Source organism: Variovorax sp. FG153 (assembly GCF_057809595.1).
The window spans coordinates 1-24,087 of sequence record NZ_JBMDKG010000058.1 but is presented as its reverse complement, the minus strand read 5'-3'; the positions used below and the strand labels follow the sequence as shown (position 1 = coordinate 24,087).

21 protein-coding genes are annotated in these 24,087 nt (G+C 69.5%); 11 read left to right on the top strand and 10 right to left on the bottom strand.

All coding sequences use genetic code 11. The features are described from left to right. The first annotated feature begins 11 nt into the window (after window positions 1–11). Window positions 12–428: an acyl-CoA thioesterase gene (locus ACODT0_RS37090; RefSeq protein ID WP_296725161.1), complete on the top strand. Its 417-nt coding sequence runs from the start codon at window positions 12–14 to the stop codon at window positions 426–428. 112 nt (window positions 429–540) lie between these two features. Next, window positions 541–2,391, top strand: coding sequence for an alkaline phosphatase D family protein (locus ACODT0_RS37085; RefSeq protein WP_489043602.1), 1,851 nt, complete (start codon window positions 541–543; stop codon window positions 2,389–2,391). 154 nt (window positions 2,392–2,545) lie between these two features. Here the strand turns inward: ACODT0_RS37085 and ACODT0_RS37080 are convergent, their stop codons facing one another. After that, window positions 2,546–3,016 carry a low molecular weight protein-tyrosine-phosphatase gene (locus ACODT0_RS37080; RefSeq protein ID WP_489043601.1) on the bottom strand — a complete coding sequence of 157 codons (471 nt, stop codon included), beginning with the start codon at window positions 3,014–3,016 and terminating at the stop codon, window positions 2,546–2,548. Between the two features lie 437 nt (window positions 3,017–3,453). Here ACODT0_RS37080 and ACODT0_RS37075 point away from each other — a divergent pair, with 437 nt between their 5' ends. The 3 genes from ACODT0_RS37075 (at window position 3,454) to ACODT0_RS37065 (ending at window position 7,571) form a co-directional block, all read left to right on the top strand. Beyond that, the gene (locus ACODT0_RS37075; protein ID WP_057596539.1) at window positions 3,454–3,666 is read left to right on the top strand and encodes a hypothetical protein; all 213 of its coding nucleotides are present in this window, start codon (window positions 3,454–3,456) and stop codon (window positions 3,664–3,666) included. Between the two features lie 376 nt (window positions 3,667–4,042). Then, window positions 4,043–6,775 (top strand): magnesium-translocating P-type ATPase, encoded by a 2,733-nt coding sequence (gene mgtA, locus ACODT0_RS37070; RefSeq protein WP_479670591.1) that lies wholly within the window; start codon window positions 4,043–4,045, stop codon window positions 6,773–6,775. Window positions 6,776–6,854: 79 nt separating this feature from the next. Then, window positions 6,855–7,571: an MgtC/SapB family protein gene (locus ACODT0_RS37065; RefSeq protein ID WP_261210796.1), complete on the top strand. Its 717-nt coding sequence runs from the start codon at window positions 6,855–6,857 to the stop codon at window positions 7,569–7,571. 80 nt (window positions 7,572–7,651) lie between these two features. Here ACODT0_RS37065 and ACODT0_RS37060 read toward each other — a convergent pair whose 3' ends face one another. The 4 genes from ACODT0_RS37060 to xdhC all read right to left on the bottom strand — a co-directional run bounded on the left by ACODT0_RS37060 (window position 7,652) and on the right by xdhC (window position 12,961). Continuing rightward, window positions 7,652–9,097, bottom strand: a complete 1,446-nt coding sequence (locus ACODT0_RS37060; RefSeq protein ID WP_057596537.1) for an NAD-dependent succinate-semialdehyde dehydrogenase — start codon at window positions 9,095–9,097, stop codon at window positions 7,652–7,654. 189 nt (window positions 9,098–9,286) lie between these two features. Beyond that, complete coding sequence (locus ACODT0_RS37055) at window positions 9,287–10,639, bottom strand: glycerate kinase type-2 family protein (protein ID WP_489043600.1); 1,353 nt, start codon at window positions 10,637–10,639, stop codon at window positions 9,287–9,289. A 64-nt stretch (window positions 10,640–10,703) separates the two neighbouring features. After that, window positions 10,704–11,915: a urate hydroxylase PuuD gene (locus ACODT0_RS37050; RefSeq protein WP_057596535.1), complete on the bottom strand. Its 1,212-nt coding sequence runs from the start codon at window positions 11,913–11,915 to the stop codon at window positions 10,704–10,706. 239 nt (window positions 11,916–12,154) lie between these two features. Next, the gene (gene xdhC, locus ACODT0_RS37045) at window positions 12,155–12,961 is read right to left on the bottom strand and encodes a xanthine dehydrogenase accessory protein XdhC (protein ID WP_479670593.1); all 807 of its coding nucleotides are present in this window, start codon (window positions 12,959–12,961) and stop codon (window positions 12,155–12,157) included. Between the two features lie 53 nt (window positions 12,962–13,014). Here xdhC and ACODT0_RS37040 point away from each other — a divergent pair, with 53 nt between their 5' ends. Next, on the top strand, window positions 13,015–13,515 hold the full coding sequence (locus tag ACODT0_RS37040; protein WP_489043599.1) for a hypothetical protein: 501 nt from the start codon (window positions 13,015–13,017) through the stop codon (window positions 13,513–13,515). Window positions 13,516–13,577: 62 nt separating this feature from the next. On the opposite strand, the gene uraH is transcribed toward ACODT0_RS37040, so the two are convergent. Then, window positions 13,578–13,928, bottom strand: a complete 351-nt coding sequence (uraH, locus tag ACODT0_RS37035) for a hydroxyisourate hydrolase (RefSeq protein ID WP_057596532.1) — start codon at window positions 13,926–13,928, stop codon at window positions 13,578–13,580. Between the two features lie 84 nt (window positions 13,929–14,012). Between uraH and ACODT0_RS37030 the strand changes: the two genes are divergently transcribed. From ACODT0_RS37030 to ACODT0_RS37015, 4 genes are read left to right on the top strand one after another with little or no spacing between them, the layout of a single operon-like run. Continuing rightward, window positions 14,013–14,687: a GntR family transcriptional regulator gene (locus ACODT0_RS37030; RefSeq protein ID WP_057596531.1), complete on the top strand. Its 675-nt coding sequence runs from the start codon at window positions 14,013–14,015 to the stop codon at window positions 14,685–14,687. Between the two features lie 11 nt (window positions 14,688–14,698). Then, window positions 14,699–15,658, top strand: coding sequence for an allantoinase PuuE (gene puuE / locus ACODT0_RS37025; RefSeq protein WP_057596530.1), 960 nt, complete (start codon window positions 14,699–14,701; stop codon window positions 15,656–15,658). Between the two features lie 23 nt (window positions 15,659–15,681). Continuing rightward, window positions 15,682–17,463: a 2-oxo-4-hydroxy-4-carboxy-5-ureidoimidazoline decarboxylase gene (uraD, locus tag ACODT0_RS37020; RefSeq protein ID WP_489043598.1), complete on the top strand. Its 1,782-nt coding sequence runs from the start codon at window positions 15,682–15,684 to the stop codon at window positions 17,461–17,463. A 5-nt stretch (window positions 17,464–17,468) separates the two neighbouring features. Beyond that, the gene (locus ACODT0_RS37015; protein ID WP_057596528.1) at window positions 17,469–18,704 is read left to right on the top strand and encodes a M20 family metallopeptidase; all 1,236 of its coding nucleotides are present in this window, start codon (window positions 17,469–17,471) and stop codon (window positions 18,702–18,704) included. 3 nt (window positions 18,705–18,707) lie between these two features. Here the strand turns inward: ACODT0_RS37015 and ACODT0_RS37010 are convergent, their stop codons facing one another. From ACODT0_RS37010 to ACODT0_RS36995, 4 genes are all read right to left on the bottom strand, one after another. Continuing rightward, on the bottom strand, window positions 18,708–19,559 hold the full coding sequence (locus tag ACODT0_RS37010; RefSeq protein ID WP_489043597.1) for a helix-turn-helix transcriptional regulator: 852 nt from the start codon (window positions 19,557–19,559) through the stop codon (window positions 18,708–18,710). Between the two features lie 10 nt (window positions 19,560–19,569). Then, a complete protein-coding gene (locus ACODT0_RS37005) occupies window positions 19,570–20,361 on the bottom strand; it encodes an acetoacetate decarboxylase family protein (protein ID WP_489043596.1) in 792 nt (263 codons plus the stop codon). A gap of 82 nt (window positions 20,362–20,443) precedes the next feature. Further along, the gene (locus ACODT0_RS37000) at window positions 20,444–21,694 is read right to left on the bottom strand and encodes an aminotransferase class V-fold PLP-dependent enzyme (protein ID WP_489043614.1); all 1,251 of its coding nucleotides are present in this window, start codon (window positions 21,692–21,694) and stop codon (window positions 20,444–20,446) included. 77 nt (window positions 21,695–21,771) lie between these two features. Further along, complete coding sequence (locus ACODT0_RS36995; protein ID WP_057596524.1) at window positions 21,772–22,662, bottom strand: amino acid ABC transporter substrate-binding protein; 891 nt, start codon at window positions 22,660–22,662, stop codon at window positions 21,772–21,774. Window positions 22,663–22,818: 156 nt separating this feature from the next. Between ACODT0_RS36995 and ACODT0_RS36990 the strand changes: the two genes are divergently transcribed. Continuing rightward, entirely contained in the window at window positions 22,819–23,739 is a 921-nt protein-coding gene (locus ACODT0_RS36990; RefSeq protein ID WP_057596544.1) for a LysR family transcriptional regulator, read from the top strand. The last annotated feature ends 348 nt before the right edge of the window (window positions 23,740–24,087 follow it).

The following is a 24,087-nucleotide window of genomic DNA, read 5'->3' as shown; positions in this document are numbered from 1 at the left end:
GAATCGAACACATGAGCACCAAGGAAATCGTCCATACCGTCCGCGTCGAATTCGGCGACTGCGACCCCGCCGGCATCGTCTGGTTCCCGAACTTCTTCCGCTGGATCGACGCGGCCTCGCGCCACTTCTTCCACCAGTGCGGCGTGCCGCGCTGGGAGGAGACCACGAAGACGCTCGGCGTGATCGGCACGCCGCTGGTCGACACCCACACGCGCTTCGTCAAGACCGCGAGCTACGGCGACACGCTAGAGATCGCGGTGCGCATCGCCGAGTGGCGCGAGAAGAGCTTCGTGCAGGCCTACCGCGTGACGCGCGGCGACGACCTGATCCTCGAATGCGAGGAGGTGCGCATCTTCGGCGGCAAGCGCGAGGACGGCAGCCTGCGCGCGCTGCCGGTGCCGCCGTCGATCCGCGCGCTCTGCGAATAGGGCGGCGCCGGGGCCGCGAGGGGCGGCGGGCGGCTTTCATCGCGGTGTCATGGCGCTCGCGCAGATTCGTGCGCGCCCCGCCATCGACCCCACACGCGAAAAGAAATCCCCCATGGAAAGACGTTCCTTCCTGCGCCGCGGCCTGTTCTACACGGTCGCCGCTGCCACCCCTCCCGTGCTGAGCGCCTGCGGCGGCGGAGGCAGCGACGGGATCGTGTTCCCGATCGTGCCGCCGCCCGCTCCCGCGCCGGCACCGCCGCCACCCGCGCCCGAACCCGCGGGCCGCTATGCCTTCGGCCAGGGCGTGGCCTCGGGCGATCCGAAGGACACCAGCATCGTCTTCTGGACCCGCTGCGTGCGCACCGGCACCGCCGCCGACAGCGCGGCCATCGCGCTGCGGCTCGAGGTGTCGGACACCTCGGGCTTCGGCAACCTGGTGGCGAAGGTCGCGCTCGAGGCCTCGGACCGCTTCGACCGCACCGTGCGCGCCAAGGTCACGGGCCTCTCGCCCGACACGCGCTACTTCTTCCGCTTCGTCGCGGGCAGCGACGTCAGCGCCACCGGCCGCACGCGCACCGCGCCGGCCGCCGACAGCCAGCGCCAGCAGCTGCGCTTCGCCTGGTTCACCTGCCAGGACTGGCTGATCAACCACTGGGGCGCGCTCGACCTGCTCGCGGCCGAGGACGACCTCGACTTCACGGTGCACGTGGGCGACTACGTCTACGAGACCGTGGGCGCGAAGTTCCAGGCCGGCGTGGCCGAGCCCGCGCACCAGGCGATCCAGCTGCCCAACGGCGTGGCGCTGGCCGACGGCAGCGTCTACGCCAACACGGTCGACGACTACCGCACGCTCTACCGCACCTACCGCGGCGACGCGCGGCTGCAGGCGGTGCATGCGAAGTTCCCGCTGATCGCGATCTGGGACGACCACGAGTTCTCGGACGACTGCTGGCAGGACCACCAGACCTACACCAACGCCAACACCCAGCAGACCGCGCGCCGCCGCGGCGCGAGCCAGGCCTGGGCCGAGTACATGCCGGTGGACTTCGGCGATGTCTCCTTCGACATGGCAAACCCGGCCTACGACAACATCAAGATCTACCGCGACTTCCGCTTCGGCCCGCTGCTGCACCTGGTGATGACCGACGAGCGGCTGTACCGCGACGACCACGTGATCTCCGAGGCACTGGTCGCGCAGCAGACGGGCGGCGATCCGGTCAATGGCAACAGCTCGATCGGCTCGCGCTACTTCGCGCCGCAGACGACGCTGCTGGCGCTCGAGGCGATGCGCACGCAGCAGCTCGGCCGGGCGCCGAGCATCCTCGGCCCGACGCAGACCGACTGGTGGAAGACCACGCTGAAGAACTCGAACGCCACCTGGAAGGTCTGGGGCAACGAGGTCTCGCTGAGCCGCATGTGGGTGGACCTGACGCAGATGGCGCCGCCGCCCTACAACCAGCGCTACGTCGTCAACTGCGACGCCTGGGACGGCTATCCGAGCCACAAGGCCGACCTGATGGGCTACCTGAAGGCGCAGAACATCCGCAACGTGGTGGCGATCACGGGCGACCTGCATGCCTTCCAGTGCGGCCTGATCCGCGACCTGCCCGATCCCGCGGCCGGCACGCCGGTGCTGGTCGACTTCGTCTGCGCGGGCGTCAGCAGTTCCTCGTTCTACAGCTACATCAAGGCCGGCTCGCAGGGCACGCCGCTCACCGCGCTGACCGCCACGCCCGCGGCCTTCGAGCAGGTCATGCGCGGCAACAACCCCGACCTGCTGTTCTCCGACCACGACGCGCAGGGCTATGCGAGCGCGACGGTCACGGCGCAGTCCTTCACCGTCGTCTTCAACAAGGTCAAGCCGCTCGACGCGGGCAAGGTGCCCGCGAGCCCGCTGCTCAAGCGCACGCGGATCCGCGTGAATGCCGGCAGCACGACGCCGGTGATCGAAGACAACGTCTGAGACGGACGGGCTGCGGATACGGACAGCCGAACGCAGAAGGCAGACCAAAGCGCGCAGAGGTTGCAGAAGGAACAACCGATCTCCAGATGTCCTTCTGCGACTTCTGCGAGACCTTCGCGCCTTCTGTGTTCGGCTGCCCGCCTTTCCTGCGACCTCAGGATCTCGCGACCGCCAGCTTCGCGAGCAGGCCGTCGACGCCGCGCTCGATCAGGTCGAAGGCCTCGACGAAGGCCTGCCGGTCGCCGTACCAGGGATCGGGCACGTCGCCCGAGAGCCCGTCGGCGAAGTCGGTCAGCAGATGGATCTTGTGCGCCGTGCCCGCGGGCGCGAGGCGACGCAAGGCCGCGCAGTGCTGGCCGGTCATGCCGACGATGGTGTCGAAACGCTCGAAGTCCGAGGCCCGCACCTGCCGCGCGCGATGCGCGGGCATCTCGATGCCGCGCCGCCGCGCCTCGGCCACCGAGCGCGGGTCGGGCGGATTGCCGCGCTCCTCATCGGAGATCGCGGCGCTGTCGACCTCGAGCGCGAGCTGCGCGGCGCGGGCCTTGTGGGCGAGCAGGGCGTGGGCGGTGGGGGAACGGCAGATGTTGCCGGTGCAGATGAAGAGGACGGAAGCCTGGGTCATGGCCGCATTGTCCTGCCCGGACATGATGGCACCGCGCAACTTAACGCAGCCTGACCACCACACGGGCCCGTGTCGCATCGAGGCGCCATCGCAACACCGTGGCCTTAAAACCCTGCATCGAACGCTGAAACGCGCATTTCGGGTTGCCCTCGCGATGACGCAGTGCAACAATCCTGCATCTTCACTTCGGAGCCTCGTGCGTGGACAGTGCCAGTTGGATCAGTGACCAGACGCGTGCCGTGGCATGCGCGGCACACCCGGCTCCGTAGCGCAGGCTTCTTGCGCGCCGCGGCCGACGTGCCCGCGGCGTGATGCCTGCCCTCCCTGGCAGGCTCTCCCTCCCCCGACATCCGTTTCGTCACTGGCGTCTCTTTGCCAGCCAGCGTGGTCCATGCCACGAGGTCCTCTCGCCCGTCACGGGTCGAAGGAGCCTTGTCATGCGTCAACTCGTTCTTCATCGCCAGCCCCTGCATCGTGGCCACGTCGCCACGCATGACGCCGACCCGCGCGCCGCGTCGGCACGCCGGTCCGCGGCCGACGTGCTGCAACCCGAGGCCGACCAGGAGCTCGACAAGTCCGCTTCGTTCTGGAGCACGCGGCGCATTCGCTGCTTCCTGCTGCTGGTGCCGGGCCAGGGCAGGCGTTCGTAGCGCCTGTCCACCGGCACGTCGCACCGACCGTTGCATTCGAACGAAGCATCGCGCTTTCATCCACCCATCTTCACGGAGGCCTCATGGACCCAGACCCTCGCTGGCGCCGCTGCGCGCCTCCCCTGCCTGACCGCGCCATGCGCCGGTCGGCCTTCATCGCCATGAACCATCCGCGGCACACCGAGCCGCGAAGGACCTTCACCTCCGGCTGACCCGCGGGAGGTTCTCCTTCGCGCGCCCCGTTGCGCGCCTCGCCAGGAGAACCTCGAATGAACCGCCAACAATGCCTGCGGCCCGCCACCAGGGCCGCCCTCCTCGTCCTCATGGTCCGCCTTGCAGGCGACCCGCGTCCTCCACGCCACGAAGGAGAAGGCGCATGAAGAACGTCTTCAAGTCCTTCTTCGAAAGCTTCCTGCGCAGCCGCCGCATGCTGCATCACTTCGAGCGCTGGCAGACGCTGCTGGGCTCGAAGCCGGTGGGCACCGCCTCGGCCGCGATGCCGCCCGAGATCGCGAACGCGCTGAGCGCCGCCTCGCTGGCCGATGCAAGCGACATGCTCGCGCAGCTCGACAGCTCGCCCCAGGGCCTGAGCGAGGAACACGCCACCGCGCTGCGCAAGCGTCTGGGCGGCAACGAGGTGAACCACGAGAAGCCGCTGCCGTGGTGGACCCACCTGTGGCAGTGCTACCGCAATCCCTTCAACCTGCTGCTGACCGTGCTCGCGCTGGTCTCCTACGTCACAGAGGACATGAAGGCCGCGGTGGTGATCGGCAGCATGGTGGTGCTGTCGACGGTGCTGCGCTTCCTGCAGGAGTCGCGCTCGAACAAGGCGGCCGACGAGCTCAAGGCGATGGTCAGCAACACCTCGACCGTGCTGCGGCCCGAGGAAGGCACGGGCGGCGCGCTGCGCATCGAGGTGCCGATGCGCGACCTGGTGCCCGGCGACCTGATCGCGCTGTCGGCCGGCGACATGATCCCGGCCGACTGCCGGCTGCTCTCGGCCAAGGATCTGTTCATCAGCCAGTCGGCGCTGACCGGCGAGGCGATGCCGGTCGAGAAGTTCGCCAGCGTGCCCGCCACCGGCAGCACGAGCGGTGTGCTCGAGCGCGACAACCTGCTGTTCATGGGCACCAACGTGATCAGCGGCACCGCGACCGCGCTGATCGTGCACACCGGCGCGCGCACCTTCTTCGGCGCGCTGGCGCAGCGCGTGAGCGCCACCGACCGCGGCACCACGGCCTTCCAGGCCGGCATCAACCGCGTGAGCTGGGTGCTGATCCGCTTCATGCTGGTGATGGCGCCGCTGGTGCTGGTGATCAATGGCGTGACCAAGGGCGACTGGTGGGAGGCGGCGCTGTTCGCGCTGTCGATCGCGGTCGGCCTCACGCCCGAGATGCTGCCGATGATCGTGACCGCCACGCTCGCCAAGGGCGCGGTCGTGATGTCGCGCCAGAAGGTGATCGTCAAGCGCCTCGAGGCGATCCACAACTTCGGCGCCATGGACGTGCTGTGCACCGACAAGACCGGCACGCTGACGCAGGACCGCATCGTGCTCGAGCGCCACACCAACGCCTGGGGCGAGGGCTCCGACCACGTGCTGCAGCTGGCCTACCTCAACAGCTTCCACCAGACCGGCCTGAAGAACCTGCTCGACAAGGCGGTGCTGAGCCATGCGCAGATGCAGCTCGACACCCGGCTGCAGACCGACTGGCGCAAGCTCGACGAGGTGCCCTTCGACTTCTCGCGCCGCCGCATGTCGGTGGTGGTGGCCGGCAGCGACGCGGCCGAGGAACACCTGCTGATCTGCAAGGGCGCGCTCGAGGAAGTGCTGGCCGTGTGCAGCGCGGTCGAGCGCGGCGCCGAGGTGCTCGCGCTCGACGCGGAGGTGCTCGCGCGCATCCACGCCGTGGCCTCGGAACTCAATGCCCAGGGCCTGCGCGTGGTGGCCGTGGCCAGCCGCGCGCTGCGCGGCGAGGAGCGCCGCGCCGCCTACGGCGTGGCCGATGAGGCCGGCCTCACGCTGCTGGGCTACGTGGCCTTCCTCGATCCGCCGAAGGAATCGACCGCGCCCGCGCTGCGCGCGCTGGCCGAGCACGGCGTGGCGGTGAAGGTGCTGACCGGCGACAACGAGCTCGTGACGCGCAAGGTCTGCGCCGACGTCGGCATCGAGGCCGGCCGCATGGTGCTGGGCCACGAGGTCGAGCGCATGAACGAGGCCGAGCTGCGCCAGATCGTCGAGAAGCGCCAGGTCTTCGCCAAGCTCACGCCCGCGCACAAGGAGCGCATCGTGCAGGCGCTGCATGCCAACGGCCACGTGGTCGGCTTCATGGGCGACGGCATCAACGACGCGCCCGCGCTGCGCGCGGCCGACATCGGCATCTCGGTCGACGGCGCGGTGGACGTGGCCAAGGAATCGGCCGACATCATCCTGCTCGAGAAGAGCCTGATGGTGCTCGAGCAGGGCGTGGTGGAGGGCCGCCGCACCTTCGCGAACATGCTCAAGTACATCAAGCTCACCGCGAGCTCGAACTTCGGCAACGTGTTCTCGGTGCTGGTGGCGAGCGCCTTCCTGCCCTTCCTGCCGATGCTGCCGCTGCACCTGCTGGTGCAGAACCTGCTGTACGACGTGTCGCAGATCGCGATTCCGTTCGACAACGTCGACGAGGAGTTCCTGCGCAAGCCGCAGAGCTGGAACCCGGGCGACCTGGGGCGCTTCATGGTGTTCTTCGGGCCGCTGAGCTCGGTGTTCGACATCCTGACCTATGCCGTGATGTGGTTCGTGTTCGCCGCCAACTCGCCCGAGCACCAGACCCTGTTCCAGTCGGGCTGGTTCGTCGAGGGACTGCTCTCGCAGACGCTGATCGTGCACCTGATCCGCACGCGCCGGATTCCTTTCCTGCAAAGCCGCGCGGCCTGGCCGCTCTTGATCATGGGCGCGGCGATCGCGGCCGTGGGCATCTGGCTGCCGATGGGGCCGGTGGCGCACTACTTCAAGCTCGAGGCGCTGCCGCTGGGCTACTTCCCGTGGCTCTTGCTGATGCTCGGCGGCTACGCGGCACTGGTGCAGGCGGTGAAGGGCTGGTACGCGCGGCGCTACGGCTGGCAATGAGCCGATGACGACAGGAGGGGGTGGCGGTTGTCACATGCCGCCGCTACCCTGGTTCGCGAACGACGAGGAGGAGATCCGCATGGAAGCAATACAGAACTTCAACCTGCCTTCGCTGCTCGACACCCTGCTGAGCGTCTTCACGGCCTTCGTGCTGGGCTCGCTGATCGGCTTCGAGCGCCAGGTGCGCCAGCGCACCGCCGGGCTGCGCACCAACACGCTGGTGGCCGTGGGCGCGGCCGTGTTCGTCGACATGGCCAACCGCCTGCACGGCCACGACGGCGCGGTGCACGTGGCGGCCTACGTGGTCTCGGGCATCGGCTTTCTCGGCGCGGGCGCGATCATGAAGGAAGGCGCCAACATCACGGGCCTCAACACCGCGGCCACCCTGTGGGGATCGGCCGCCGTGGGCGCCTGCGCGGGCGCCGACCTGATCGGCGAGGCCGTGATCGCCGCGCTGTTCGTGCTCGCGAGCAACACCCTGCTGCGGCCCGTGGTCAACCGCATCAACCGGCAGCCGGTGAAGGAGGAGTCGGGCGAGGCCAGCTACACCGTGCGCGTGATCTGCACGCGCGCCTCGCGGCCCGAGGTGATGGACCAGGTGCTGCTGCTGCTCGAGGAAGCCAACTACCCGGTGCGCGACGTCGACCAGCATGCCTTCGGCGCCACCGACACCGAGATCGAGGCCACGCTCTATGCGACCGCGGTCGAGGCCGAGGAGCTCGACCGGGTGGTCGCGGAGCTCGAGGCGCTGGAGGGGGTGCAGCAGGCGTTCTGGAACGCGAGCGCGGAGGACTGAGCCCGTGCCGCCCATGAAAAAAGCGGCATCGCCTTCCAGCGATGCCGCCCTCTTCGAGACAGCGGATCGAAGCGTCGCGCTCAGACGCCGAGGATCGACACCGCCTTGGTGTTGAGGTAGGCCTCGAGCGCCTCCGGGCCGCCTTCCGAGCCGTAGCCCGAGTCCTTCACGCCACCGAACGGCATCTCGGGCGACGGGGTCGCGGGCTGGTTGACCCACAGCATGCCGAGTTCGAGCTTCTGGCTCAGCAGGTGCGCGTTCTTGATCGACTTGGTGAACGCATAGCCGGCCAGGCCGAAGGGCAGGCGGTTGGATTCGGCGATGGCCTCGTCCAGCGTGTCGAAGCCGCGGATCGCGGCGATCGGGCCGAAGGGCTCGTTGTTGAAGACGTCGGCGTCCAGCGGCACGTCGGTCAGCACGGTGGGGGCGAAGAAGTTGCCGGCATCGCCGACGCGCTCGCCGCCGGTGGCGATGGTCGCGCCCTTCTTGCGGGCGTCGTCGAGCACATGCGCCATGGCCGTGAGGCGGCGCGCATTGGCCAGCGGGCCCAGGGTGGTGCCGTCGGCCAGGCCGTCGCCGAGCTTCAGGCCTTCGGCGTGCTTGACCATGGCCTTGGCGAATTCCTCGCGGATGCTGTTGTGCACCAGGAAGCGGGTCGGCGAGATGCAGACCTGGCCCGCGTTGCGGAACTTGGCGGCACCGGCGGCCTTGGCGGCCAGCGCGACGTCGGCGTCCTCGGCCACGATCACCGGGGCGTGGCCGCCCAGTTCCATGGTCACGCGCTTCATGTGCTGGCCGGCCAGGCCGGCGAGCTGCTTGCCGACGGGGGTCGAGCCGGTGAAGGTGACCTTGCGGATGATCGGGTGCGGGATCAGGTAGGCCGAGATCTCGGCCGGGTTGCCGAACACCAGGCCGACGGTGCCGGCAGGAATGCCGGCGTCGACGAAGGCCTGCAGCAGGGCGGCGGGCGACGCGGGGGTCTCCTCGGGCGCCTTCACGAGGAAGGAGCAGCCGGTGGCCAGCGCGGCGCCGAGCTTGCGCACGACCTGGTTGATCGGGAAGTTCCAGGGCGTGAAGGCGGCCACGGGGCCCACGGGCTCCTTGATGACCAGCTGCTGCGCCGCGAGGTTGCGCGAGGGCACGATGCGGCCGTAGACGCGGCGGCCTTCGTCGGCGAACCATTCGATGATGTCGGCGGCGGCCAGGGTCTCGCCCTTGGCTTCGGCCAGCGGCTTGCCCTGTTCCTGCGTCAGCAGCTTGGCGATGTCGCCGGCGCGTTCGCGGATCAGGCCGGCGGCGCGGCGCATCACGGCGGCGCGCTCATGGGCCGGGGTGTTGCGCCAGGCGTCGAAGCCGCGCTGGGCGGCGGCCAGGGCGCGGTCGAGGTCGGGGATGCCGGCATGCGCCACCTTGCCGATGACCTGGCCGGTGGCCGGGTTCACCACGTCGAGGGTCTTGCGGCTGGCGGCGTCCACCCATTCGTTGTCGATCAGCAGGCGGGTGTCGGTATAGGAGGAGGCGGTCATGGCGAGCTTTTCCTTCGGCAGGGGATGGGAGTGGAAACGGGGAGTTCGGATGGCGGCACGGCGCCCGAAAAGGCGCGTGCGGCTGGGCGGCAGCGGGCTGCCGGGGCGCATAGGTTAACCCGAGTCGGGGATGCGCGCAGGCGGCCGCCCGCCTCCCCCGCCGGGGAAGGGCGTTTGGCGCACCGGTGCTCAGAGCACCAGCAGCGCCCGGAAGTCGTTGACGTTGGTGTGCGTCGGCCCGGTCACGAACAGGTCGCCGATGGCATCAAAGTAGCCGTAGGCGTCGTTGCGGTCGAGGTGATCGGACAGCTTGCGGCCCGCGTTGGCGGCGCGCGCCAGGGTGTCGGGCGTGACGTAGGCGCCGGCGTTGTCCTCCACGCCGTCGATGCCGTCGGTGTCGGCCGCCAGCGCCCACACGTCGGCCTGGCCCAGCAGCGCGCCCGCGAGCCCCATGCAGAACTCGCCGGCGCGTCCGCCCCGGCCCTTGGCCTGGCCGGGCTGGCGCGGCCGGATGGTGACCGTGGTCTCGCCGCCCGAGAGGATCACGCAGGGCTTGGCGAACGGCGCGCCGCGCTGGGCCACGGCGCGCGCGAGCGCGGCATGCACCTTGCCGACCTCGCGCGATTCGCCCTCCATCTCGTCGCTGAGGATGTGGGCCTCGATGCCGGCCGCGCGCGCGGCCGCGGCGGCCGCCTCGAGGGACTGCTGCGGCGCCGCGATCATGTGGGTCTCATGGCCCTGGAACACGGCGTCGCCGGGCTTGGGGGTTTCGAGCGCGCCGCTCTCGAGCTGCGCGCGCACCGGCGCCGGCACCTCGATGCGGTAGCGGTCGAGGATGGCCAGCGCGTCGGCGCAGGTGGTGGCGTCGGGCACGGTGGGGCCGCTGGCGATCACGGCCGGGTCGTCGCCGGGCACGTCGCTGATGGTGAGCGTGACCACGCGCGCCGGCGCGCAGGCCGCCGCGAGCCGGCCGCCCTTGATGCGCGAGAGGTGCTTGCGCACGCAGTTCATCTCGCCGATGTGGGCGCCGCTGTCGAGCAGCTGCTTGTTGATGCGCTGCTTGTCGGCCAGCGTCAGGCCCTCGGCCGGCAGCACCAGCAGCGAGGAGCCGCCGCCCGAGATCAGGCACAGCACGAGGTCGTCGGCGGTCAGGCCTTCGGTCAGCGCGAGGATGCGCTCGGCCGCCTGCTGGCCGGCCGCGTCGGGCACGGGATGCGCGGCCTCGACGATCTCGATGCGGCTGGGCAGCCCCTCGGGCCGCGGCGGAATGTGGTCGTAGCGCGTGACCACCAGGCCCGACAGCGGCGCGTCGGCCGGCCACAACGCCTCGAGCGCCTGCACCATCGAACCGCCGGCCTTGCCGGCACCGAGCACCAGCGTGCGGCCCTTGGGCGGCTTGGGCAGGTGCGCGCCCAGGGTCGACAGCGGCAGCGCGCGGTCGACCGCGACGCGGTAGAGGTGTTCGAGGAAGGCGCGCGGCGCCTGGCGGGGATCGGGAGCGGTCGCGTCTTGCAGCGAGGGGGTCGGGGTCTTGGCGGTCATGGGTGGCGTTGTCTCCGGGGCCTGCATTTTGCGGCGGACCGAGGTCCGCCCTCTTGACCGCGGTCTAGTTCGTCGTCTTTGCGCCGCCCTGGAACCAGCGGCCGATCAGTGCACGCTCCTCGTCGGTGATCGAGGTGGCGTTGTTCATCGGCATGATCTTCGTGACCACCACCTGCTGGTAGATGGCCTGGGCGTGGGCGCTCACCTGCTCGGGCGAGTCGACGCGCACGTTCTTCATCTGCACGCTCGCGCCGTGGCACATGTAGCAGCGCTGCTCGAGCACCTTCTGCACGTCCTGGTAGGCCACGGCCGGCGCGCTCGGCGCGGCGGCGGCCACGGGGGCGGCGGGCTCGGGCTTCATCCAGACGATGGTGAGGCCGAGCACGGCCACGCCGACCATCGCATAGGGCAGCGGGTTGCGCGCGTTGCCGAGCTTGAAGCGGTGGCGCACCACGAAGAACTGCCGGATCGCCGCGCCGCCGAGCATGATCAGCAGCAGCACGATCCAGTTGTACTTGTGGGTGTAGGTGAAGCTGTAGTGGTTGCTCAGCATCGCGAACAGCACCGGCAGCGTGAAGTAGGTGTTGTGCACGCTGCGCTGCTTGCCGCGCTGGCCGTGCACCGGGTCGACCGGGCGGCCTTCGCGCAGGGCCTGCACGTTCTTGCGCTGGCCCGGGATGATCCAGAAGAACACGTTGCCGCTCATGGTCGTGGCCATCATGGCGCCGACCAGCAGGAAGGCCGCGCGGCCCGCGAACCACTGGCAGGCCAGCCAGGCCGCGAAGGCCACGAAGATCGCGACCAGCACGCCGACGATGGTGTCGCCGTTCTTGCGCCGGCCGAACAGCTGGCAGATGCTGTCGTAGACCATCCAGAACACGACCAGGAAGGCCAGCGCCACGGCGATCGCCGCGCCCGGCTGCCAGTCCATCTTCGACTTGTCGATCAGGTAGGTGCTGGCGTTCCAGAGGTACGACATGGTGAAGAGCGCGAAGCCCGTGAGCCATGTGGAGTAGCTCTCCCAGTACGACCAGTGCAGGTGGTCCGGCAGCTTCTTGGGCGCCAGCAGGTACTTCTGCATGTTGTAGAAGCCGCCGCCGTGCACGGCCCACTGCTCGCCGCCCACGCCCTTGTCGAGCGATTCCTGGTCCTGCGGCTTCTCGAGGCTGTTGTCCAGCATCACGAAGTAGAAGGAGGCGCCGATCCAGGCGATGGCCGTGATGACGTGGACCCAGCGCAGCAGCAGGTTGGCCCAGTCGAGGTAGTAGCTTTCCATGAGGTGCTCTCTCAATCCGCTCGGCGCGGGGGAACGCCGGGCGCGGATGTCTTCGTCCTGCTCACCACTGCGGGCGCTGTAAGCAGAGAAAGTGCCGCGAACGCAGGCTCCGGGTGGGCCTCGCTCCGCTGCGGCAGATACTTGTGGACTGAAAGTGTATACAGTTTTGGCGTGGGGCGGCGTGGTTTTTTGCGGAGCCGGTGCCGGGAAAACCCTGTTCGTGCACCGAAGCGCCCGACTCAGCCCAGCGATTGCAACAACTGTGCCGCCACCGCGACCGCGATCACCTCGGGCTCCTTGCCCGTGATGCCCGGCACGCCGATCGGACAGGTGATGCGCGCCAGCTCGGCCGCAGTGAAGCCGCGCGCCTCGAGCCGGTGGCTGAAAGTGGCCCACTTGGTCTTGCTGCCGATCAGGCCGATGTAGGGCAGGTCGTCGCGCTCGCGCAGGCGGCGCAGGCAGGCGATCACGATGTCGAGGTCCTCGGCATGGCTGAAGCTCATGATCAGCACGCGGCTGCCGGGCGCGAGCGAGGCCACCGCGTCCTGCACCGGCTCGGAATGCTCGGTCTCGACCTGGGCGGGCAGTTCTTCGGGGAACACGCCGTCGCGGCTGTCGATCCAGCGCACCGAGAACGGCAGGCCCGCGAGCAGCCGCGCGATCGCCGCGCCCACATGGCCGCCGCCGAACAGCGCCACCGGCCGCAAACGCTCGACCAGCGCGCGCCTCAGCTCGGGGATGTCGGTGGCCGAGACGCGCCGGAACGAGAGGAACACCACGCCGCCGCAGCACTGGCCCAGGCTCGGGCCCAGCGGATAGCGCTGGATGCCCTCCATCGCGCGCGCGCCGGCCAGCAGCTCGCGTGCTTCCTGCGTGGCCTGGAACTCGAGCTGGCCGCCGCCAATGGTGGCCGTGAGGCCCTCGGCCCAGACCGCCATCCAGGTGCCGGCCTCGCGCGGCGCCGAGCCCTGCGTGGATTCGACGCGCACCAGCACCGCGTCTTCGTCGCGAAGACGGGCCAGCAGTTGGTCGACCGCGCCGTTCATGAGGGATACCTTCGGTTGCCGGCGAGTGAGGGACTCACGGTATAAACCCGGCGATGAATTTTCAGCCCACGACGCGCCGCCTTGCCCTGGCGGTGTCTTTCCTCGCCGCGCTCTGGCTCGCCGGATGCGGCACCACCGGTTCGGTGCCCGGTCAACTGAGCAAGGCCACCGCCGAACCCGGCGCCAGCGGCCGGCCGGCGCCGCGCGCATCGAATGCCACCAGCGCGCGCGACTACCGGCGCGACGCCGCGCGCCATGTCTATGACCTCAACAACCGCCGCATCTATGGCGGGCAGCTGCCGCCGGTGTTGTACGCGGTCGGCACGCTGCAGGTCAGCCTCGACGGCAGCGGCCGCGTGGTCTCGCTGCACTGGCTGCGCGCGCCCCAGCATGCGCCCGAGGTCATCGCCGAGATCGAGCGCACCGTGCTGCAGGCCGCGCCCTTCCCGGCCGCGTCGCGGCTCGGCCCGGTCGTGTGGACCGACACCTGGCTCTGGGACAAGAGCGGGCGCTTCCAGCTCGACACGCTGACCGAAGGGCAGCTGCAGCAGTAGCGCCCCCGCCGCTCTCCGGACGGGGAGCGGCGAAAAGCCTCCGACAGTCACGCTGTCGGCGTTCACGACCCCCGGTAGGTCGAATAGCTCCACGGGCTCACCAAGAGCGGCACGTGGTAGTGCTGGTCGGCATGCGCCACGCCGAAGTCCAGCGACACCTTGTTGAGGAAGTTCGGCTCGGGCAGCGCCACGCCGCGCGCCTTGAAGTACCCCGCCACGTCGAACACCAGCCGGTAGGTGCCGGTCTTCAGCGTGCTGTTGTCGTAGAGCGGGCCGTCGCTGCGGCCGTCGGCATTCAGCGTGAAGCGCTTGACCAGCGTGGCCGTGTCGCCGGCGGTGGTGAAGAGCGCGACCTCCATGCCGGCCGCGGGGCCGCCATGCATCGTGTCCAGTACGTGGGTGCTCAGGCCCATGGGAGTTTCCTTCGGTCGGTCAGGTGAGAGTGCGGGATATTCCGGTGGACAAAAGTGTATACAGTTGTCGGCTTTCGGTCTATCATGAAAAACATGGAGTCCTCCACCACCCGTTCGATCGTCGATGCGCTCACCCGCGCGATCGTCGACCACCGGCTTCAGCCCGGCACCAAGCTGGCCGAGCAGAAGCTGGCGGACCATTTCGGCGTGTCGCGCACGCTGGTGCGCCAGGCGCTGTTCCAGCTCGCGCAGAACAAGCTGATCCGGCTCGAGCCCGCGCGCGGCGCCTTCGTGGCGGCGCCCGCGGTCGACGAGGCCAAGCAGGTGTTCGCGGTGCGCCGCATGCTCGAGGCCGAGATGACGCGCGAGTTCGTGCGCACCGTCACGCCGGCCAAGATCAAGGCGCTCAAGGAACACGTGGCGCTCGAGAAATCGGCCGTGTCGGGCGAGGACGTCTCGGGCCGCACCGAGCTGCTCGGCGACTTCCACGTGCGCATGGCCGAGCTCATGGGCAACCAGGTGCTGGCGCAGATCCTCGGCGAGCTGATCTCGCGCTGCGCCCTCATCACGCTCATGTACCAGAGCACCAGCGCCGCCGAGCATTCGAACGACGAGCACGCCGACATCGTCAAGGCGCTGGCCGCGCGCGACGAGGAGCGCGCCGTGCGCCTGATGACCGAGCACCTGCAGCACGTCGAGGCCAACCTGGTGTTCGACCGCAAGGTGCCCACCAGCGACATCTCCCTCGCATTGTCCTGACCCCTTCCACCATGACCGTCTACGACACCACCCTGCCCTACCCGCGCGACCTCGTCGGCTACGGCCGCAACCCGCCCCACGCGCAGTGGCCCGGCAACGCGCGCATCGCGGTGCAGTTCGTCCTCAACTACGAGGAAGGCGGCGAGAACGCCACGCTGCACGGCGACGCCGGCTCGGAACAGTTCCTCTCGGAGATGTTCAATCCCGCGAGCTATCCCGACCGCCACATCAGCATGGAAGGCATCTACGAATACGGCTCGCGCGTGGGCGTGTGGCGCCTCTTGCGCGAGTTCGAGAAGCGCGGCCTGCCGCTCACCGTGTTCGGCGTCGGCATGGCGCTCGAGCGCCATCCCGAGCTCACGGCCGCCTTCAAGGAACTGGGCCACGAGATCGCCTGCCACGGCTGGCGCTGGATCCACTACCAGAACATCGACGAGGCCACCGAGCGCGAGCACATGCGCCTGGGCATGGAGGCGATCGAGAAGCTCACGGGCGAGCGCGCCCTGGGCTGGTACACCGGCCGCGACAGCCCGCGCACGCGCCGGCTGGTGGCCGACTACGGCGGCTTCGAGTACGACAGCGACTACTACGGCGACGACCTGCCGTTCTGGATGAAGGTGCGCAAGACCGACGGCAGCACCGTGCCGCAGCTCATCGTGCCCTACACGCTCGACTGCAACGACATGCGCTTCGCGCTGCCGCAGGGCTACTCGCACGCCGATCCCTTCTTCCAGTACATGAAGGACAGCTTCGACGCGCTCTACGCCGAGGGCGACGAGGCGCCGAAGATGATGAGCATCGGCATGCACTGCCGCCTGCTCGGGCGCCCGGGCCGCATCGTGGCGCTGCAGCGCTTTCTCGATCACATCGCCAGCCACGAGCGGGTGTGGGTCTGCCGCCGCGTCGACATCGCGCGGCACTGGAAGAAGACCCATCCGTTCGAAGCCTCTTCCCAAGCCTCGCAAGCTTGATTCATACGGAGGACACACACGCCATGAGCCTGACCATCGAACAACTGAACGCCGCGGGCGCCGACGAAGCCGTCGCGCTGCTCGACGGCACCTACGAGCACTCGCCGTGGATCGCGCGCCAGGCGCTGGCCGCGCGCCCGTTCCGTTCGCTGCAGCACCTGAAGTACGCGCTCGCGCAGGCCGTGAACACGGCCACCAGGGAAGAGCGCCTGGCCCTGATCCGCGCCCACCCCGAGCTCGCGGGCAAGGCGATGGTCAGCAAGACGCTGACGGCCGAGTCGACCAACGAGCAGGGCAAGGCGGGCCTTACCGACTGCACGCCCGAGGAGTTCGCGAAGATCCAGCGGCTCAACGCCGACTACAACGCGAAGTTCGGCTTCCCCTTCATCCTCGCGGTGCGCGGCCCGCGCGGCACGGGCCTGTCCAAGCGCGAGATCATCGACACCTTCGAGCGCCGCGCCTACAACCATCCCGACTTCGAGCTCGCCGAGGCGCTGCGCAACATCCACCGCATCGCCGAGATCCGGCTGAACGACAAGTTCGGCACCGAGCCGGCGCTCGGCAACCACGTGTGGGACTGGCAGGAGGCGCTCGCGGTGCACAGCGACCCGGGCTTCGCCGAGAAGGGCCAGCTCACCGTGACCTACCTGACCGACGCGCACCGCGCCTGCGCCGCGCAGATCGCGCGCGAGATGCGCGAGGCCGGCTTCGATTCGGTGGAGATCGACGCGGTCGGCAACGTGGTGGGCCGCTACGAGGGCGCGACGCCCGATGCGAAGACGCTGCTCACGGGCTCGCACTACGACACCGTGCGCAACGGCGGCAAGTACGACGGCCGGCTCGGCATCTTCGTGCCCATGGCCTGCGTGCGCGAGCTCAAGCGCCAGAACCGCCGTCTGCCCTTCGCCTTCGAGGTGGTGGGCTTCGCCGAGGAGGAAGGCCAGCGCTACAAGGCCACCTTCCTCGGTTCGGGCGCGCTGATCGGCCACTTCAACCCGGCCTGGCTCGACCAGAAGGACGTCGACGGCATCACCATGCGCGAGGCGCGCGCCCATGCGGGCCTGCGCGAGGAAGACATCGCCAAGGCGCAGCGCGATCCCTCGAAGTACCTGGGCTTCGTCGAGGTGCACATCGAGCAGGGCCCGGTGCTCAACGAGCTCGACATCCCGCTGGGCATCGTGACCTCGATCAACGGCAGCGTGCGCTACGTGGGCGAGGTGATCGGCATGGCCAGCCATGCGGGCACCACGCCGATGGACCGCCGCCGCGACGCGGCCGCGGCCGTGGCCGAGCTGATCCTCTACACCGAGCAGCGCGCCGCGAAGGATGGCGACTCGGTCGGCACCGTCGGCATGCTCGAGGTGCCGAGCGGCTCGATCAACGTGGTGCCCGGGCGCTGCAAGTTCAGCCTCGACCTGCGCGCGCCCAACGACGCGCAGCGCGATGCGCTCGCCAACGACGTGGTGAAGGCGCTGCAGGACATCTGCGAGCGCCGCGGCGTACGCCACACGCTCGAGGAGACCATGCGTGCCTCGGCCGCGCCGAGCGCGCCCGAATGGCAGCAGCGCTGGGAACGCGCGGTCGATTCGCTCGGCGTGCCGCTGTTCCGCATGCCCAGCGGCGCCGGCCACGACGCGATGAAGCTACACGAGGTGATGCCGCAGGCCATGCTGTTCGTGCGCGGCATCAACTCCGGCATCAGCCACAACCCGCTCGAATCGAGCACCAACGACGACATGGAGCTGGCGGTGCAAGCCTTCCAGCATCTGCTCGACAACCTGAACGGCGCGCCGAGCGCCGCCTGAACCCCATGACCGACTACGCAAAGCTCGACGCCTGGATCGACGCCCACTTCGACGAGGAAGTGAAGTTCCTGCAGCAACTGGTGCAGGTGCCCACCGACACCCCGCCCGGCAACAACGCGCCGCATGCCGAGCGCACCGCCGAACTGCTCGAGGGCTTCGGCCTCGTGGCCGAGAAGCACGCCGTGCCCGCGCAGGACGTGAAGGACTACGGCCTCGAATCGATCACCAACCTGATCGTGCGCCGCAAATACGGCAAGGACGGCGACGGCGGCCGCACTGTGGCGCTCAACGCGCACGGCGACGTGGTGCCGCCCGGCGAGGGCTGGACCCATGACCCCTACGGCGGCGAGATCGCCGACGGCTCGCTCTACGGCCGCGCGGCCGCCGTGAGCAAGAGCGACTTCGCGAGCTTCACCTTCGCGCTGCGCGCGCTCGAAGCAGTAGCGAAGCCGACCAGGGGCGGCGTCGAGCTGCACTTCACCTATGACGAGGAATTCGGCGGCATCCTCGGCCCGGGCTGGCTGCTGAAGAACGGCCTGACCAAGCCCGACCTGATGATCGCCGCGGGCTTCAGCTACGAGGTGGTCACGGCCCACAACGGCTGCCTGCAGATGGAAGTGACGGTGCACGGCAAGATGGCGCATGCCGCCATCCCCTCCACCGGCATCGACGCGCTGCAGGGCGCGGTGAAGATCCTTGAGGCGCTCTATGCGCAGAACACGCTCTACCAGCAGGTCAGCTCGCAGGTCGAGGGCATCACGCACCCCTACCTCAACGTCGGCCGCATCGAGGGCGGCACCAACACCAACGTCGTGCCCGGCAAGGTCGTGTTCAAGCTCGACCGCCGCATGATCCCCGAGGAGAACCCGGTCGAGGTCGAGGCCTCGATCCGCCAGGTCATCGCCGACGCGGCGGCCTCGTTCCCGGGCATCACGGTCGAGATCAAGCGCCTGCTGCTGGCCAATTCGATGAAGCCGCTGGCGGGCAACAAGCCGCTGGTCGAGGCGATCCAGAAGCATGGCGGCGAGCTGTTCGGCGAGCCGATCAAGGCCATGGGCACGCCGCTGTACACCGACGTTCGCCTCTATGGCGAGGCCGGCATTCCGGGCGTGATCTACGGCGCCGGCCCGCGCACCGTGCTCGAGTCGCATGCCAAGCGCAGCGACGAACGCGTGGTGCTCGAGGACCTGCGGCGCGCGACCAAGGTGATCGCGCGCACGCTGAGCGACCTGCTGGCCTGAGTCTCAGGCGGCCACGCGATACCGCCCCGGCGCCACCCCGAAGCAGCGCCGGAACCAGCGCGAGAAATGCGCCTGGTCGGCGAAGCCGCATTCGGCCGCCACGTCCTTCAGGGCCACGCCCTCGCGCAGCAGCGCCTTGGCGCGGCCGATGCGCGCATGCCGCGCGTAGTGCGCGGGCGTCATGCCCACGGCCTCGCGAAAGGCACGCTGGAAGTGCTCGCGCGACACGCCCATGCGGCGCGCGAGCGCGGCCGGATCGATGCGGCAGGCATCCTCCCCGGCGAGCAGCGCGCAGATCTCCGCCACGCGCGCATCGGGCGCCGGCGGCTGCAGCGGCACACGCTCGGGACCGGTCTGGGCGCGCAGGATGCGCTCGACCAGGCGGGCGATGCCCGCGCCGTCCGCTGCCGTGGCGGCGGTAGCCAAGGCCTCGACCAGTGCGGCATCGGGCAGCACCTTGCACCGCAGGGCACCGCGCGAATCCGCCGGCCAACCCAGCCGCGCCGCGACCCAGCCATGCGGCACATAGAGCATCACCATGCGGAAGCTGCGCCGGCTCACGCCCGCGGTGTGCAGCATGTAGGGCGCCATCAGCACCAGCTCGCCCGCGTGGGCCACGAGCGCCTCGCCGTCGCACGAGAACTCGCAGTGGCCCTCGAGGATGGCGCCCACGCTCCATTCGGGATGCCAGTGCGGCGCGAAGCGGGCGCGCGGCTCGGCCGCGAACAGCGCCTCCACGCGCAGGCCCTCGCCCGAGGGCAGCACGACCAGGCGGGAGGACGGCGGCGGCGCGGCGACGGCGGTCATCGCGCGAGGGTAGCGCAGCAGCGCCCTCGACACGATCGCCGCGGGCATCGGCGTCGACCTAGGCGGCGAAGGCACCGCGCACCGTGAGCCCCATCCAGCCGGCCGTGGCCTGCGTGGCGCGCACCTCGCCGAGCAGCGAAAGCTCCTCCACCGGATGGTCGTGGAAGCGCAAGGTGGCGCTGCCCGCGCTCCAGCCCGACTCCACGCGGTCGACGATGTCGGCGCGCAGGTGGCGCGGCACCGGCACCTCCCGCGGCCGCGTCAGGTCGGGCCAGCCGATTGCGCCGATCGTCGGCGCGCGCAGGAAACCCAGCCGTTCGCCGGGCTCGCCGTTCAGGGTGACGCTGGCATCGACCAGCCGGCGCTCCTTCACGCTGAGGCTGGCGCCGAGCCGGCTGCCTTGGCCCAGCGAGGCGGCCGCCGGATGGGCGATCGGCAGGCTGCGCGTGACCCAGGTCTGGCCGATCTTCTTGGGCCAGCCCTGCAGCCAGCCACGCAGCAGCGAGATGTCCTGGTCGACGTAGATGAAGGGGCAATAGAAACGCTGTTCGCCCGGCGGGCCTTCGATCTCGAGCACCACGATGGTCTCGCGGTACTGCGCATAGACGGGATCGAGCAGCTCCGCGCCATCGGCGCCGCAGAACTGCCAGTCGGCGAAATGCACGCAGCCCTGGCCGGTGGCCCGGCCGAGCCCGGCGGGCAGCAGCGCGGCGGCGCGTTCGGCCTCGAAGGCGAAGGCCACGTTGACCAGCCAGCCGGCGTAGTGCCAGGGCGGCGCCTGCACGAGCGCGCTGCGGCCGGAGGCGGTGAAGGGGGGCGAGAACGGGGTGGGCATCGGGGGGCGGTTCACGGGAGTGGAAGACCGCCTCACGATAGGACGCCCGTGCTCGGGCGTCTTGTACGCCAGTGATCCCGCCGCGGCGCCCCTTGCCTCAGTCCGCCGTCGCGAACGCGCGCGCGATCTCCTGCGTCACCTGGAGGAAGCGCGCCATTTCCGCCATCGAGTTGCAGTGCAGCGGCGACACGCGCACCGTGCCCTCGAGCCCGAAGGAATCGAGCATGCGCTTCGAGTAGATGCTCGCGGCCGTGCGCTCGTAGACCGTGACGCCGCGCAGCCCGTACTCGTGCACGGCGCGCGTGCAGTCCAGGCCGTCGAAGCCGATGCCCAGGATCAGGTCGCGCCGGCTCAGGTCCGGGTGGTCGAGGAACACGCGCACGCCCGGCATGGCGCGCAGGCCCGGCTGGCCGTCCACGCCCTCGAGCAGCGCTGCCAGCAGCGCGCGTTCGTGCAGCTCGATGTGCGCGATGCCGGCCGCGAACAGCTCGCGCCGCCCGGTGGCCTCGCTGAAGTGCCCGCCGAGCCAGCAGACGTAGTCGACGATCTCGCTGACCACCGCGAACTGCCAGGGCGCCACGCTGCCGAGGTCCCAGTGGCCGGCCTTCTTGCCCGCGAGCTTGTGGTGCGGCAGGGCCGCGGCGCGCTCCGACATCCAGGCGATGCCCGAGCCGCGGCAGCCGAAGAACTTGTAGGGCGCGAGGTTGATGCCGTCCACCGGCGTCTTCTGCAGATCGATCAGCCCGTGCGGCGCATGTTGCACCGCGTCCACCACGATGTAGAGATCGGGCTTGACCTCGCGCGCGCGCCGCACGATGGCCTCGATGTCGAGCTTCGCGCCCGAGATGTTCGAGGCGTAGATCACGTTGAGCAGGCAGGTGTCCGCATCGACCAGGCGCACGATCTCGTCGACGTCGATGCCGCCGGTCTCGGGGTTGCTGCGCGCCACGCGCAATTCGCGGCCGGTGCGCTCGGCATAGAGCGCCATCGCGTCGTAGGCCGAGGGATGTTCGAGCACGGTGGTCACCATGTTCGTGCCAGGCACGTTCTCGGCCACCGCGCGCACCATGTCGAACATGGCGCCCGAGGCGGTGAGCGCCGCGAAAATGCTGCCGCCCTCGGCATTGAGGATGGTGCGCACGTCGTCCCAGCCGCGCGCCTGCACGGCCTGCAGCTCGAGCGCGGTCTCGTGGATGCGCTCGGTGTTGTCGGGCACCGCGTCGATGGCCGCGAAGCGCTCGATGGCGGCCTTGAGCCGGAACGAGCCGCCCGCGTTGTCGAAGTACAGGCGCTCGCGCCCGTGGTGGTCGCGCTCCACCAGCAGGAAGCGCTCGCGCACCTCGCGCATCAGCGCGGCGGAGAAGGCCAGGCCGCGCGGATGCTGCGCGCCGTTCGGGGAAGAAAAGGAAGAAGAAGCGCTCACGCTCACACGCCCTTGTTGTTCGGGTTCTTGTAGGTCTCGCGCACCGCGTCCGACATCGGGAAGTCGAGGCTCACGTTGCGCGGCGGGATCGGCTGCGTGAACCAGCGCGCATAGAGCTTGTCGATCTCGCCCGACTTCATGAGGCCGGCCACGGTCTGGTCGACGATCGCCTTGAACTCGGGATCGTCCTTGCGCAGCATGATCCCGTAGGGCTCCTGGCGCAGCGATTCCTTCAGCAGCTTGTAGTCGCCCGCGTTGGGCTGGTTGGCGATCAGGCCGGCGAGCTGCACGTCGTCGAGCACGTAGGCCGCGGCGCGGTCGCTCGCGAGCAGCAGGAAGGCATCGGCCGTGTCCTTGCCGGCGATCTCCTGCACGTCGATGCCGTTCTTGCGCGCGCCGCGCAGCAGCTGGATCGAGGTGCTGCCGGCCACGGTGGCCACGGTCTTGCCCTGCAGGTCGGCGAAGCTGTTGATGCCCGAACTCTTCTTGACCGCCGCCGTGATGTTGGTGACGAAATGGCTGGGTGCGAAGTCCACCTGCTGCTGGCGCTGCGTGGTGTTGGTGGTGGTCGCGCAGTCGAGGTCCACGGTGCCGTTCTGCAGCAGCGGGATGCGGTTGGTGGAGTTCAGCAGCGTGTAGCGCACGTCGAGCTTCGGCAGGTTCAGCTTCGCCTTCACCGCCTCGACGATCTTCAAGCAGATCTCGTTGGTGAAGCCGATCGGCGCCGCGTCGGCGCTGGTCTTGTACGAGAACGGGATCTGGGTGTCGCGGCTGCCGATCTGGATGGTGCCGCTGTCCTTGATCTTGCGCAGCGTGCCGCTGTCCTGGGCGGCGGCGACGCCGCAGGCCACTACGAGGGCGATGCCGAGTGCGGCGGGGCGTGGGAAGTGCATGGTGAAGTCCTTGGCCGTGTGGGTTGAATACGAAAGTGGTGGGCGCAACCGGTTCGGAGCGCATCTTCGGCGCGGCTTCAAGTTTCCAAAAGCGATTTTTATTCATCGAAAAAGATCGCTTAAAGTGTTCTTTCGCCCAAGGAACGCACCGCCATGATGACCTTCAAGCAGCTCGAGGCCCTGTACTGGATCGCCCGCCTGGGCGGCTTCGCGCAGGCCGCGAACCAGCTCCACACCTCGCAGTCGGCGGTGTCGAAGCGGGTGCACGAGCTCGAGGCGCTGTTCGACACCGAGCTGTTCGACCGCAGCCAGCGCAGCGCACGGCTCACCGAGAAGGGCGAGGAGATGTACGTGCTCGCGCAGAAGCTGCTGGCGCAGCGCGACGCGGCAGTCGAGCAGTTCGGCAAGCCCGGCGTGGTGGAGCGCCGGCTGCGCATCGGCGTGACCGAGCTCACGGCCATGACCTGGCTGCCGCGGCTGGTGCGGCTGATCCAGCAGCACTACCCGAAGGTGATCCTCGAGCCCGACGTCGACGACAGCCTGCAGCTGCGCGACAAACTGCTGGCCGACGAGCTCGACCTGGTGTTCCTGCCCGACAGCTTCGCCGACGCGCGCATGGCGAGCAAGGCGATCGGCGAGGTGAAGAGCGCCTGGATGTGCAAGCCCGGCGTGGTGCCCGTCGACGCGCCGCTGCGGCTGCACGAGCTGGCGCGCCAGCGCATGCTGGTGCAGGGCGGCAACTCGGGCACGGGCCGCGCCTACGACGCCTGGATGAAGGAACAGGGCGTGCAGCCGGCCGACACCATCGTGGTCAGCAACCTGATCGCGCTGGTCGGCCTCACGGTGTCGGGCCTGGGCGTGAGCTACCTGCCGCGCGAATGCCTGCGGCCGATGGTGGCCGCCGGCATGCTGGCCGAGATCGAGGTGGCGCCGGCCCTGCCGGTGGTGCGCTACGTGGCGATGCACAAGGGCGAGCACCGCAGCGCGCTGACCTCGTCGATCGTGATGCTCGCGCAGTCCTGTTGCGACTTCACGCGCATGTTCCAGGCGCAGGCCGACGATGCGGTGACGGGCTGATGTCGCGGGTCATGCCGCGGGCATGACGGCGGCGTGACTTTCAAAAATCTTTCATGGGCGCGTCATGGCGCGCACCGAGACTGCAGCGCGTTCCCGGCGCCCGCGCGCCGGGTCCGTCCCCGAGCGTCGCGACATCGTCGTGGCTGCCTCGTGCTCCTCTCCGCGTTCCTGTTTCCGTCTTCATGAAATCCCTGCCTTCCCTCCCCGGCCTGCCGCTGTCGCGCCTCGCCTTCTCGCTCGTGCTCGGCACGGCCCTGCTCGCCGGCTGCGGCGGCGGTTCCGACAGCGGCGTGCTGTTCGGCGGCCTGCCCGCCGCGCCGGCGCCCGCCCCGGCACCCGCGCCCCCGG

What these genes read in the sequence shown, in the direction of transcription:
- uraD (WP_489043598.1), top strand. Translation starts at nt 15,682, where the DNA reads ATGAGCCTGACCATCGAACAACTGAACGCCGCGGGCGCCGACGAAGCC.
- ACODT0_RS37055 (WP_489043600.1), bottom strand. Translation starts at nt 10,639, where the DNA reads ATGACCGCCAAGACCCCGACCCCCTCGCTGCAAGACGCGACCGCTCCC.
- ACODT0_RS37075 (WP_057596539.1), top strand. Translation starts at nt 3,454, where the DNA reads ATGCGTCAACTCGTTCTTCATCGCCAGCCCCTGCATCGTGGCCACGTC.
- ACODT0_RS37015 (WP_057596528.1), top strand. Translation starts at nt 17,469, where the DNA reads ATGACCGACTACGCAAAGCTCGACGCCTGGATCGACGCCCACTTCGAC.
- ACODT0_RS37065 (WP_261210796.1), top strand. Translation starts at nt 6,855, where the DNA reads ATGGAAGCAATACAGAACTTCAACCTGCCTTCGCTGCTCGACACCCTG.
- mgtA (WP_479670591.1), top strand. Translation starts at nt 4,043, where the DNA reads ATGAAGAACGTCTTCAAGTCCTTCTTCGAAAGCTTCCTGCGCAGCCGC.
- ACODT0_RS37090 (WP_296725161.1), top strand. Translation starts at nt 12, where the DNA reads ATGAGCACCAAGGAAATCGTCCATACCGTCCGCGTCGAATTCGGCGAC.
- ACODT0_RS37010 (WP_489043597.1), bottom strand. Translation starts at nt 19,559, where the DNA reads ATGCCCGCGGCGATCGTGTCGAGGGCGCTGCTGCGCTACCCTCGCGCG.
- ACODT0_RS37030 (WP_057596531.1), top strand. Translation starts at nt 14,013, where the DNA reads ATGAAAAACATGGAGTCCTCCACCACCCGTTCGATCGTCGATGCGCTC.
- ACODT0_RS37050 (WP_057596535.1), bottom strand. Translation starts at nt 11,915, where the DNA reads ATGGAAAGCTACTACCTCGACTGGGCCAACCTGCTGCTGCGCTGGGTC.
- puuE (WP_057596530.1), top strand. Translation starts at nt 14,699, where the DNA reads ATGACCGTCTACGACACCACCCTGCCCTACCCGCGCGACCTCGTCGGC.
- ACODT0_RS36995 (WP_057596524.1), bottom strand. Translation starts at nt 22,662, where the DNA reads ATGCACTTCCCACGCCCCGCCGCACTCGGCATCGCCCTCGTAGTGGCC.
- ACODT0_RS37085 (WP_489043602.1), top strand. Translation starts at nt 541, where the DNA reads ATGGAAAGACGTTCCTTCCTGCGCCGCGGCCTGTTCTACACGGTCGCC.
- ACODT0_RS37040 (WP_489043599.1), top strand. Translation starts at nt 13,015, where the DNA reads ATGAATTTTCAGCCCACGACGCGCCGCCTTGCCCTGGCGGTGTCTTTC.
- ACODT0_RS37080 (WP_489043601.1), bottom strand. Translation starts at nt 3,016, where the DNA reads ATGACCCAGGCTTCCGTCCTCTTCATCTGCACCGGCAACATCTGCCGT.
- uraH (WP_057596532.1), bottom strand. Translation starts at nt 13,928, where the DNA reads ATGGGCCTGAGCACCCACGTACTGGACACGATGCATGGCGGCCCCGCG.
- ACODT0_RS37060 (WP_057596537.1), bottom strand. Translation starts at nt 9,097, where the DNA reads ATGACCGCCTCCTCCTATACCGACACCCGCCTGCTGATCGACAACGAA.
- ACODT0_RS37000 (WP_489043614.1), bottom strand. Translation starts at nt 21,694, where the DNA reads ATGCGCGAGGTGCGCGAGCGCTTCCTGCTGGTGGAGCGCGACCACCAC.
- ACODT0_RS36990 (WP_057596544.1), top strand. Translation starts at nt 22,819, where the DNA reads ATGACCTTCAAGCAGCTCGAGGCCCTGTACTGGATCGCCCGCCTGGGC.
- xdhC (WP_479670593.1), bottom strand. Translation starts at nt 12,961, where the DNA reads ATGAACGGCGCGGTCGACCAACTGCTGGCCCGTCTTCGCGACGAAGAC.